We start from the raw sequence: 11,513 nt of genomic DNA, 5'->3' as shown, positions 1-11,513 counted from the left end.
AAGCTGCACCAGGCGCTTGATAAATATAATATCGGCAAGCTTGACGGCCAGTTATGGAAAAGCCTGCAGGAGCACATTGTAAAAAACAATGGCGACGCTCAAAAAGTGATCATCCAGTTTCTGCAGTACGGCCGTTTTGTTGACATGGGCGTTGGCCGCGGCGTTCCGATCGGAGCGGCCGGCACAAGTGCATTCTCTGCAGCCCGGAACACCAACGGCACACTTAAACATTATGCGCGCAAGCCAAAACCATGGTTCAGCCGGGCCTATTACCGCGAATCACAGCGATTTGCTGAACTTTTCGCTAAAGAATTTAATAAGCAAATCCCCGTTCAAATAATTGAGGCCATGAATACCAATATCACCCTGGCCGCTTAATCCGCACATCCACCTGTCCTTTATTAAACCCTGCATTGCCCCCTCTTTTACGGCATGGCAACCAATAATACGCAGAGCACCGTTACCCTCATCATTAACGGCGAACAATCAAAAACCACCCTAAAGGAAGTTACCCAGGCCGTGAATGCAACCACGGCCGCCCTCCGGAACATGCGCGAAGCGGATAACCCGGCAGCGTACCATGAACGCATTGCAGAGTTGGGGCGCCTGAGGGAGGCCCAGGCACAGATGCGCAATGAAATAATGAGCTCCGGCGAGGCTCAAAAGGGCTTTTTTAGTGACTTTAAAAAGGGGTTTAGCGAGATTGAGGAAATAGCAGGCAGGGTAACGGCCGGCGCAATCATTTACAAAGGGGTGAGTGCTGCATTAGATGGCATAGGTGAAATATGGGGCGAAAGCGAAAAGGCCTTTATTGAAGCGGAAAAAACACAAACACAATTACAGACCGTACTAAAATCAACTTCAGGCGCTGCAGGTGAAACACAGCAGGCTCTTTTAAAGCTGCAGGAAGTTGAAATGAATAAAACCGGCGTAGATGATGACGTAATTGCCAAGGGCGAAGAGATGCTGCTAACATTTACCAATGTAAAAGGCGTAATATATGAAAAGGCCATCCCGGCAATAATTGATATGACCGCAGCTATGAATGGCGGCGATGTCTCAATGGAAAGTATCCAAAAAACAAGTCTACAAGTGGGTAAAGCCCTCCAGGATCCAATAAACGGGATTACGGCACTAAAAAAAGCAGGGGTTTCTTTTACGGAGCAGCAAAAGGATCAGATAAAAGTAATGCAGGATGGCGGCAATATGATGGGCGCCCAAACTGTAATATTAAACGAGCTGGCTAAAGAGTTTGGCGGCACTGCAGAGGCGTTAAAAAACACGTCATCGGGCTTAAAGCAAACTTATGAGACCGATTTAGGCAACCTGGAGGAAAGGATTGGCGCCTGGATAGTGAACATGAAAAATGTATGGCTGGGTCTGTTTGATCCGCTTATTAAATCATTGGCCGATACCAGGACAGAAGGAGAAAAATTAACTGAAGAATTTAACCAGCAGGCAGAAAAGGTAAATAACCTCCAAAAAAACACACTCCCATTAATCAGCCGGTACGAAGAGCTTACAACTAAAGGGAAGCTTAATAGGGATGAACAGGGAGAGCTTAAAAAAATAATAGCTGAAGTTGCGGATGTTATTCCTGCTGCAGTAACTCAGTGGGATAAGTACGGCAATGCGCTGGCATTGAATACAAAAAAAGCAAAAGAATTTGTCGATGTGCAAAAAGCATTATTACAGTTTCAAAATAAAGATGCAATCTCTGCCCTGGTTAAAGAAAGGGATGCGCTAACGGCCCAACGACAGAGCATATTACGGGGGTTAAATAGCGGTCAGACCACCGAATCTATTAGCGGGGGAACGGTAGGAACCGGCACTACTATTACGCGCGACCTAAATCCCGAAGAAATTAAGAGAATGCGGGATGAGCTGAAGAACCTTACCATGCAGACCAAAACTGTTGACGATACTATAAAAGGGCTCACAGGCTCATATATGGATGATCTGAATAAAAAAACAACAGGGACAGCGACCGCAATAAAAGCCCTGTCTGAAATGACAGTGGGTGAGTTGGAAAAGAGGATCCAATCATTAAATGAAAGCCTGAAGGATACCAAAATAGGATCAGCCGCTTATAAAAAAATAATACAGGATATCCGGGATACTGAGCAATTGCTTAGCCAAACCAAGAAGGATAAAACATTGGTTGATCCGGAAAAGGAAAAGAAAGCCCAGGATGAATATTTAGCAAATTCAAAAGCCCTTAACGATAAGCTAAGGGAATTTGACCATGCAGAGTTAGCTGATACGCTCTCAAAAAACGATAAAGAGGTTCAAGCGCTTGAAAATAAATATAACAAGGAATGGACTGAGGCAACGGCACAGCTTACTAAGCTGAGGCAAAGCAAAAACGCCAATGAAGATGAGATCCAAAAGCAACAGGATGCCATTGATACGTTGGCGGGTAAAAAATCACAGGCCGTTGCAGATCTGCGCGTAAGGCAGGAGAAAGATCTGACCGACGCGGTTACAGCATTCCGGGATAAGATGGCCGGCCGAATGGCAACTGAGCTGCAGAAAGAAACGGATCAGATAAACGCCGAATTTGACAAGCGCAAAAAAGATGCCGGCGACAATGCCGATCAATTAGCACAAATTGAAAAGGCCAGGGCTGCAGCTTTAACTGATGCAAAGCTCAGGGAAGAGGATCGCTTTAAAATCGAAAAGGATAAGATCGATGCAGAAGGCGTTGTTACAGATGCCGAAAAACACGATTTAAAGCTTGCACAAATCAATAAAAAATATGATGATGAGATTGTAGCGCTCAAAGCGAAATTTAGCACTGAGCTACAGGCAACACAAGCGTTTCAGGATGCCGTTGATAAAATCAACGGGAATAGAAAAGCTGAAATTGTGCAAAGTGATGCGGACGATCGCAAAAAGATAAACAAAGCTATTTTAGATACCGCCATTCAAGCCGCTCAGGATATATCATCTGCTGTATTTGATATCGGCAAACAAAACAGGCAGGCGGAAACAGATGCAAAGATCAAAAATCTGGAAACCCAAAAAGCAGCTGAACTAAACAATGCAAATTTAACACAAACGCAAAAAGATGCCATTAATGAAAAATATGCCAAACAAGAAGCCGAGATCAAACTGCAGCAATGGGAGGCCGATAAAGAGGCATCAATTGAAATGGCCGTTATAAACGGGGCCTTGGCTGTTACCAAGGCATTAACATCAGCGCCATGGCCCCTTAACTTAATAAGCGCTGCCGGCACAGCAATTGCAACGGGGATTGAAATCGCTAAGATCTCCAACCAAAAACCGCCACAATTTAGCAAGGGCGGTATAATGCAAGGGCCAAGCCATGCAGCCGGCGGGATCCCTTTAGTTAATGGCAATACCGGGCAACCGGTTGCTGAAGTTGAAGGGGACGAGACAGTGGCCGTGTTTAGTAAGGAAGCCACTAAAAATAATCAAATGCTGATCCGAGAGCTGCTATTTAATAGCCAATACCGTAATGGCGCGCCGGTAAAGATAAATACCACGCTGGCCACAATGCCGGCAAGTGGGTATTATGCAAATGGAGGGATAATTAACACAACCGCTCAGCGCTCAGCGAGCAGCGTAGCCACAGGCCCGGCAGCTGGAGTGATGGATATGACTGCAGTTGTCGATAAGCTAAGCGCGATTGAGAATAAAATACAGCATCAGGAAGTAACTATCAATTACCAGTACTGGAAAAGAGAAATGGCTAAAAACGCGAGAATTGAAAACAACTCAAAAGGTTAAATATTTTTTATAGGTTTAGGGCGTACTTAAACCACTTGTTATGAAAAAATTATTGTTTGTTTTTTATTTACTACCATTTATATGCAAAGGGCAGGATACTTTAGCGGTACCAAAAATACCATACGATACCGCAAGTAAATCTTACAGTTATCGAATTATAGAAGAGGCACCAGGATTAAACAAAAATGATTTATTCTATAGAGCCCATGAGTGGGCCGCGCTTAATTTTAATTCTGCCAATAATGTTATCCAGATGGACGATAAGGACAATGGGAAAATAATAATTCGTGGCAGTTATAAATCGAACTACGAATACAGAATGATTTTAAAATATAACTACGTTTATTACCTCAAGTTTGTTATAGCAATTACAGTAAAGGATAGTAAATATAGGGTAGTTATTTCCGATTTTTCTACGCAAAGTAGCTACAATGAACTTTATAGTAACTTTTATAAATCGATACAAAATAAGATTATTGATGTTAACGAATATAATTATCAAAAAAAAGCAGGTAATGAAAACCCCAACATAACAACCGGTGAAGCCAAGTTTGATTTACAGTTTTTAAACGATATCCATGTGTTTGCAACAGTGACTTTAGATGAAATAAAAAAGGTTCTATCTAAACCTGCTAAAGCTGATGATTTCTAAGGAACCACTCCAATAGCTCCAACGCCAAAAACAGCCATTGCGCGCTGTTTTTGGCGTTTTTAGCTAATATTGGAGCGTTGGAGTAGTTTTTTGTTTTCGCTCCCTGCCAAACCTGCTCTGTAATTTCATCATCTGCATCGCCAAATAATCCTCAGCTATGTGCACGTAGATCATGGTAGTTTGCGTGTTTTTATGCCCTAATAATTTACTGATGGCCGCAACCGGGATCCCTTCTGTTGCCAACCAGGTAGCGAAAGTATGCCTGGCCACATGGGAGGTTATTTTTTTATTGATGCCTGCCTTTTCGGCTAAAACCTTCAACCCCTCGTTATACTTCTGATCTGAGGGTAATTCAAATGTTTCTGCGGTCAGTGCTTTTATGAAGCCCTTTGCTTCCGGAATTAAGGGTATAATGAGTGGTTTTGGCGGCTTAGCAGATTTACGCCGCTTAATTGGAATAAACGAAATATGATCATCTTTTACCCAATCCTTATTCCAACGGGTAAGGTCAGAGATCCGCAGGCCCGTGAACGATGCGAACAAAAAGGCCCTCAAATTTCTTTGATTTACGTCACTCAATGAGTTTGTCCAGTACAAATCAAGCAGCTTATTTAACTCATCTTCCTCCAGCCACACCGGGTCACGATCTTCCATGCTTACAATGCAGCGTTTATAGTCAGGATTGGTGGCCACATTGTTCCTGGTCGCATAGGATAAATATGATTTGATGTGCTGGATCCTCATCCACACTGTATTTTCAGTTACTTCTTTTCTTAAATCTTCGGCAAAGGCCTCCAGCAATTCACCATCAATGCGCGTAATTGGCAAATCTTTACCCTTTAAAAAGCTTTGAAACTTTCTCATAGTTCCGGATTGTATTTCTGCAGTGCGCTCCTTAATCATATCCTTTTTAACCTTTGTTTTTTGCCGGTCAATTATAGCCTGTGCCATAAACTCGCAAAAGTTTGTTCCGGAGCGGAAAAGGTTAGACCCTTTAAGGATATCATCCATAGTAAAATTCCGATCCTCTTTAACGAAGTTCATTACTATCCCCCAATATTTATTGCGTTCGCGTTCGATAACGGCATTAAACGTCATGAGATCCGGATCGCCTTTAACCCTGGGTAAAAGCTTCTTTTTTTCCCAATCAAACCTATCAACCGGCCACTTAAGATTTTTAAGCTTAACAGCTTTATGCTGCCTTCCGACAATAATTTGAAGGTAAAGAGACACGATATCGCCTTTTTTTACACGCTGCTTATTATACCACAGCTGCACGGTGCATTCGGACATAGTAATTCCTTGAAATGATTTCATAGAAATGTTGGAACTTTGTTAGAGCGAAAAGGCAACACTCTTCCAACACGGAGTACAAAAAAACGCCCCTGATTTGAGGAAAAGGGCGTTTTTGTTTTTTGAGGATTTTTATTTCCCTCTAAAAGTGCTCCCGACGAGATTCGAACTCATATCGATGGTACCGGAAACCATAATTCTATCCGTTGAACTACGGGAGCAAGGTCGACAAAGATAAACAATCGATACATTATTTCACGTACTGAATTTTCAAATAAACAGATCACCCAAGTTTACTTTGGTGTAGGGCTCATTGATTAAATTTACTTTCAAATCTCCGAGAACTTTGTGATACCTCTGCTTCTGCGGTAAAAATTAACCACAAAGTAGCAGAGAAGGCACAGTGAGCACTGAGATTAAAAGCTGCCGGCAATTTCACTCACTCTTCAAACTCTTAACCGGGTTAGTAATAGCAACTTTTATAGTTTGATAACTTATAACCAATATCGAAATAAGCAGGATAACAAATACCGGCGAAACCAGCAGCCACCAATTTATATTGATGTGATAGGCGTAGGATGACAGCCATTTATTCATAACAAGCCAGGTTATTGGAATGGCCAAAACTGCTGCCAGGGCTATCAGCTTTACAAAATCTTTTGCCAGCAATACCAGTAACTGGTTTAAAGCTGCACCCAATACTTTACGGATCCCGATTTCTTTTGTGCGCTGGGTTGCTATCAGGTGCGCCAATCCGTAAAGGCCAAGGCAGGCTAAAAGGATGGATAACATGGTGAAATAGTTAAAGAGCTTAATGCTGGTAACATCTTTTTGATATAAAGTATTAAAGGCACTATCCATAAACTCAAAAGTAAATGGCACATCGGGGAAGTACAATTGCCATGCATTTTTTACAAGCTGCAGGTTATTCGGACTGATCTTTACTAAAATGGAAGATGGCCTGAATGTAGTATAAACCATTACTAACGGCGCAATTGGGCTGTGCATTGATTCATAATGGAAATTTTTAACTACACCTACTACATGTCCTTTATGGTCAAACCCTTCAATGGTCTGGCCGATGGGGTTCTTCCACCCTACCTGCTGTACAAAGGCTTCGTTCACTATAAAGCCCTCTTTTTTATCGGTCGCCATTCCTTCCGAAAAATTTCTGCCGGTAGCAAGGTTCATGTTCAAAACCGGTATAAATTTATCATCAATTGAAAAATAATTCGACATTAATTCTCTTTTCACACCGTTTGACTTTACCATAGTTGTTGCTTTGGCTTGCACACTATTAACTATTGAAAGCCCGTTTTGAACAGCTGTCCCTTTCACCTGGCTCATTTGTTTAAGCGCATTGTTAAATGGCACAACCCTTAACAAGGCTACGGAATCAGTGGGCAGTGAAATATTTAATACCTGGCTTTTATCATAGCCTAATGACCTGTGCTGCACAAAATTTATCTGCCTGTTCATAATAAATGCCCCGGCTATCATCACAGTGGCGATAACAAACTGGGTAATGGTAATAACCTTGCGCAGGGTTAAGCCTTTTGCAGCATGCCTGAAGTTTCCTTTTAAGGCAGTGATAGGCGAAAAAGCTGACAATACAAACGCAGGATATAAGCCGGTTAATAATGAAGAGGCCAAAACAAGTCCGCAAATAATCAGGAAACTAAAAGATGAGCTCCAGAATGAGATCTTTATTTGAAGCAGGTTATTTAAAAACGGCAGCGTAATTACAGTTAATGCAACCGCTATAACCAGGGCAATAAGGGTCACAAAAAATGACTCGAATAAAAATTGCCTCACCAGGCTTGATTGTATGGCGCCGTTTACCTTGCGCACGCCCACCTCCTTTGCCCTTTCGGCAGCGCGGGCTGTTGACAGGTTGATGTAGTTTAGCAGTGCGACAATTAATATTACTATGGATAGTATAGAGAATATATAAACCAGTTGCTTATCCCCTTTAGCTGTATCGCCTAATTTTCCTGCGCTAAAATGCACATCAATTAAAGGTTCTGTAGTAAATTTAACGGAGTATTTTACAGCACCCATTTTATTTAGCTCAGGCTGGAGATCTTCTTTCGAGATCTTCGCGAGCTTATTTTCGAAAGCTGCTATATCCGGTTTTTGTTTAAAAAGCACAAAGGTATAAACAGAAAAGTCATCAGTCATCCAGTTTGTTACTTTTGAATAATCAGCAGGCAACAGGGCACTAATTTTCATGTCGGAGTTTTCTGGTAGGTCCGCCAATACTGCGGATACATGGTAAGGCTGACCATTATGAATAATGCTTTTGCCAATGGCCCTGCTATTGCCAAAATATTTTTTAGCCAGCGTTTCGGTTATAACTATGCTATGCGGGTCACTCAACGCCTGCGACCGGCTGCCTTCTGCAAATTTATAAGTGAGTACATCGAATACATTGGCGTCAGTTTTGTAAACATTGTCCTCCCTAAATAACTGGTTGTTAACTTTCATTATACTTCTATCCGGCTCAAAGCGGATAGCAGTTTCCACTTCAGGATAGTTATGATTTAAAGTAGTTGCTAAAAGCACGGGGGTTAATGCTATGTTAACATTGTCATTTTCAGGTGTGTGCATTAAATTTGTAATACGGACTATCCTGTCCTTTTTGATGTGATAAGCATCATAGCTTAACTGGTAATGCACATATAAGGAGATCAGCAGGCAGGCTGCGATACCAATTGACAAGCCGCCGATATTGATGAAAGAAAAACTTTTATGGCGGATAAGGTTACGCCAGGCAATTTTTAAATAGCTTTTTATCATGATTTAATTGTTGGTATCACAAATGTAATTGATGCGGCCCATCAATAAATCAACATACAACTTGATTAACAGTTATTTAACACAATTTAACAGGAATTAACAGATAGTGATTAGAGGTTAGAGACAAGAGATTAGTTTTTAAGTTTATGCCGGGTTAAAAGGCTTCCCCAACATCTATAAATAAACCATTTGACCCCTGGCGGCCGAAGCCATAATCAATTGTTATATTGGTGTTTGAGGTTTTATTAAGCTTTAAACGCAAACCGGGACCGTATCCCGGTTGGATACGCTGTAAACTGGTGCCCGGAGCTGCTGAAAATGATTCGCCGTTTAAAAACACCACACCGCCAAGCAAGCCATTTTTTGTGATTTTAAACCGGTACTCGCTCTCAAGGTAGATCATTTGGGCGCCACGGAACCTGCCCTGGATATAGCCGCGCCCGGTGGCTGAGTTACCATCCCATTGTGTGCTGGGCAGATCAAGATAACCGGGCCTCCCGCTCAAAATCAGCCAGTTATAGCTCCAAAAGGCAAGCACATTATCGGAGTTTTCCGGGAACCTAAAGTACTTGCGCAAATCAATAATAAGCGAGCGCCATGGAGTGCTGCTCCCCAAAAACTCATAATTATCGCGGTATTGCAATGCGGCATATCCTCCCTTTAGCGGATTGATTGCATTATCCCTCGAATCGAGCAGTAAATTAAATGTTAAACCCGAGGCTATTGTGCGGGAGGCTTTTCCATATAGGGCGTAGTCTGGCAAGGTTCCGTTTATATCGCCTTTGTCGGATATATTCCAATGTGTATTAAAAATAAAACCCAGGCCTGCATATAAATCACCTGTTATATGTCTTAAAGCAGTTTGGTAAAATTTGAAATAAGAATAATCCATCGGATCCGCATTCTTAATATTTGAATTACTGCCAAGCCCGTATGAACTTTGCGGATATTTATAATACTGGTATTCGCCTACAAAATTATAGGTATTATCCTTGCTCCAGATATTGGTTTGAACAGGTAATATAAACTGTTTATTTTGGGTGTATGAGGTACTGGCAATTACGGTTGAGATGCGGGATTGCGGCCCGGTTTTAAAAACCGCATTGCCCGACAATACTACTGCAAATCTGGACAGCAAAGTATAACCTATAGCCGGGGCTATTGAAATTTCGGGTTTGATGGTAATTGAATCAACAACAGGACTTGGTTTACTGTGGAACAATTTTGTTAATACATCGCCAATATCTTTTTGATCGCGACTATTAATTTTGCTGCCGTTATCTAATGTATCTATATTAATGCTGTCCTTTACTACAGCGCCTTTATGACCAACAGGAATTCTTTTAATGATAACCGGATTTTGCTGCGCACTAAGCTGTGCTGCAATTAACATAAAAACAAGAAAAATACTTAATGAGAAAAAAAACTTCATGCCACCCTGTAAAATAACCGGGCTAATTGAAATTCAAGACCCTGTTTTGATGTAACCAATAACCGGTTTATAACCAGGATCGAAAGTAGTCATTCTCTTACAAAACCAAATGAACATTTTTTAAAAAAGCCGGTTTGCTAAGCAGGTAAATCTAATTATTGATAAAATTCAACAACCAAATGACAGATAATTATTTTGTCGCCAGCTTAGAATTTGCATTTTTGTAACACCCCTAAAATAATTTAAAGAAAACTCTCCCTTCCCAAACTATTAAATGGAACAAACCGCAACCCAGGATTCAAAGCTTTTAGTTCAAAAAACCGTTTTTGGCGTTCTTTTTGCCATTAGCTTTAGTCATTTACTGAATGATATGATTCAATCCATTATCACTTCAGTTTATCCTTTATTAAAGCAGCATTTTGCCTTAAATTTTACGCAAATAGGCCTCATCACTTTTACCTTCCAGGTAACCGCGTCATTGCTGCAGCCCTTCGTGGGTTTCTTTACCGACCGTAAACCCAGGCCCTATTCATTAGCTATAGGGATGAGTATAACCCTTGCTGGTGTAGTAATGCTGTCACGCGCGCCTAACTTTGCAGCAATCCTTTGCGCAGTCGCGCTAATGGGTATAGGCTCCTCAATATTTCACCCCGAATCGTCAAGACTTGCCCACCTGGCAGCTGGCGGCAAGAAAGGGGTAGCACAATCAATCTTCCAGTTGGGTGGAAACGCGGGAAGTGCCATCGGGCCGTTGCTGGTTGCGTTAATTGTTGCACCATACGGGCAGCACTATATTATATGGTTTACAGCTGCTGCACTGCTGGGAATTGTTATACTATCAAAAGTTGGACAATGGTATAAGGCGCATTTAAATATGCGTGCAGGCAAGGCCGTACCTAAAGCTGACGTTAAGAGCAATCTATCCCGAAAAAAGGTAATTTCTTCGTTGATCGTATTGCTGCTGTTGATTTTCTCCAAGTTTTTTTACCTGGCCAGCATGACCAATTATTTTACATTTTTCCTGATCGGCAAGTTTCACATTTCCATACAGCAATCGCAATTTTACCTGTTTATATTTTTGGCTGCTATAGCGGCAGGTACGCTTATTGGTGGTTTTATGGGCGACCGTTTTGGCCGTAAATATGTTATCTGGTTCTCTATATTAGGTGTTGCACCTTTCACCTTGCTACTCCCCTATACTGATCTATTCTGGACCATAACTTTATCCGTTATTATAGGTATTATTCTTTCATCTGCATTTTCAGCTATAGTTGTATATGCTCATGAGCTTGTGCCCGGAAAAGTAGGTATGGTATCGGGCTTATTTTTCGGCCTGGCATTTGGCATGGGCGGTTTAGGCTCGGCACTGTTAGGTAAACTGGCAGACAGCACCAGCATCTATTATGTTTTTAAAGTATGCGCATTTCTTCCGCTTATAGGTGTCATAACCGGCTTTTTGCCAAATATTGAAGGGAAGAAACATTAAGTTGACGTGAGTTCGACATAAGCAAACGATCATCTCATCCCGAACCCTTCTCCAGCCGCATGCAGCCGCAGCTTTAGATGAGGCGGAGCGCAAGTTTG

At 41.7% G+C, this 11,513-nt stretch carries 7 protein-coding genes and 1 tRNA gene; 4 read left to right on the top strand and 4 right to left on the bottom strand.

Going from position 1 to position 11,513, the window contains the following annotated elements; translation table 11 throughout:
- The 3 genes from JWQ54_RS20850 to JWQ54_RS20840 form a co-directional block, all read left to right on the top strand.
- Window positions 1-378: hypothetical protein (locus tag JWQ54_RS20850; protein WP_299588864.1), on the top strand; the 378-nt coding region annotated here is incomplete at its 5' end.
- Between the two features lie 54 nt (window positions 379-432).
- Window positions 433-3,753, top strand: a complete 3,321-nt coding sequence (locus JWQ54_RS20845) for a hypothetical protein (RefSeq protein WP_299588863.1) — start codon at window positions 433-435, stop codon at window positions 3,751-3,753.
- Window positions 3,754-3,793: 40 nt separating this feature from the next.
- Complete coding sequence (locus JWQ54_RS20840; protein WP_299588860.1) at window positions 3,794-4,405, top strand: DUF4468 domain-containing protein; 612 nt, start codon at window positions 3,794-3,796, stop codon at window positions 4,403-4,405.
- A gap of 63 nt (window positions 4,406-4,468) precedes the next feature.
- Here JWQ54_RS20840 and JWQ54_RS20835 read toward each other — a convergent pair whose 3' ends face one another.
- From JWQ54_RS20835 to JWQ54_RS20820, 4 genes are all read right to left on the bottom strand, one after another.
- On the bottom strand, window positions 4,469-5,722 hold the full coding sequence (locus JWQ54_RS20835) for a site-specific integrase (RefSeq protein WP_299588857.1): 1,254 nt from the start codon (window positions 5,720-5,722) through the stop codon (window positions 4,469-4,471).
- A gap of 125 nt (window positions 5,723-5,847) precedes the next feature.
- Window positions 5,848-5,919: transfer RNA gene (locus tag JWQ54_RS20830), tRNA-Arg, on the bottom strand.
- 214 nt (window positions 5,920-6,133) lie between these two features.
- Window positions 6,134-8,497: an ABC transporter permease gene (locus JWQ54_RS20825; RefSeq protein WP_299588855.1), complete on the bottom strand. Its 2,364-nt coding sequence runs from the start codon at window positions 8,495-8,497 to the stop codon at window positions 6,134-6,136.
- Window positions 8,498-8,651: 154 nt separating this feature from the next.
- Window positions 8,652-9,929: a hypothetical protein gene (locus JWQ54_RS20820; protein ID WP_299588853.1), complete on the bottom strand. Its 1,278-nt coding sequence runs from the start codon at window positions 9,927-9,929 to the stop codon at window positions 8,652-8,654.
- A 274-nt stretch (window positions 9,930-10,203) separates the two neighbouring features.
- Between JWQ54_RS20820 and JWQ54_RS20815 the strand changes: the two genes are divergently transcribed.
- The gene (locus tag JWQ54_RS20815; RefSeq protein ID WP_299588852.1) at window positions 10,204-11,415 is read left to right on the top strand and encodes an MFS transporter; all 1,212 of its coding nucleotides are present in this window, start codon (window positions 10,204-10,206) and stop codon (window positions 11,413-11,415) included.
- The last annotated feature ends 98 nt before the right edge of the window (window positions 11,416-11,513 follow it).

Source organism: Mucilaginibacter sp., from assembly GCF_028288225.1.
Taxonomy (GTDB): domain Bacteria; phylum Bacteroidota; class Bacteroidia; order Sphingobacteriales; family Sphingobacteriaceae; genus Mucilaginibacter.
This window is presented reverse-complemented; position numbering and strand designations above follow the sequence as displayed.

What these genes read in the sequence shown, in the direction of transcription:
- JWQ54_RS20845 (WP_299588863.1), top strand. Translation starts at nt 433, where the DNA reads ATGGCAACCAATAATACGCAGAGCACCGTTACCCTCATCATTAACGGC.
- JWQ54_RS20840 (WP_299588860.1), top strand. Translation starts at nt 3,794, where the DNA reads ATGAAAAAATTATTGTTTGTTTTTTATTTACTACCATTTATATGCAAA.
- JWQ54_RS20835 (WP_299588857.1), bottom strand. Translation starts at nt 5,722, where the DNA reads ATGAAATCATTTCAAGGAATTACTATGTCCGAATGCACCGTGCAGCTG.
- JWQ54_RS20825 (WP_299588855.1), bottom strand. Translation starts at nt 8,497, where the DNA reads ATGATAAAAAGCTATTTAAAAATTGCCTGGCGTAACCTTATCCGCCAT.
- JWQ54_RS20820 (WP_299588853.1), bottom strand. Translation starts at nt 9,929, where the DNA reads ATGAAGTTTTTTTTCTCATTAAGTATTTTTCTTGTTTTTATGTTAATT.
- JWQ54_RS20815 (WP_299588852.1), top strand. Translation starts at nt 10,204, where the DNA reads ATGGAACAAACCGCAACCCAGGATTCAAAGCTTTTAGTTCAAAAAACC.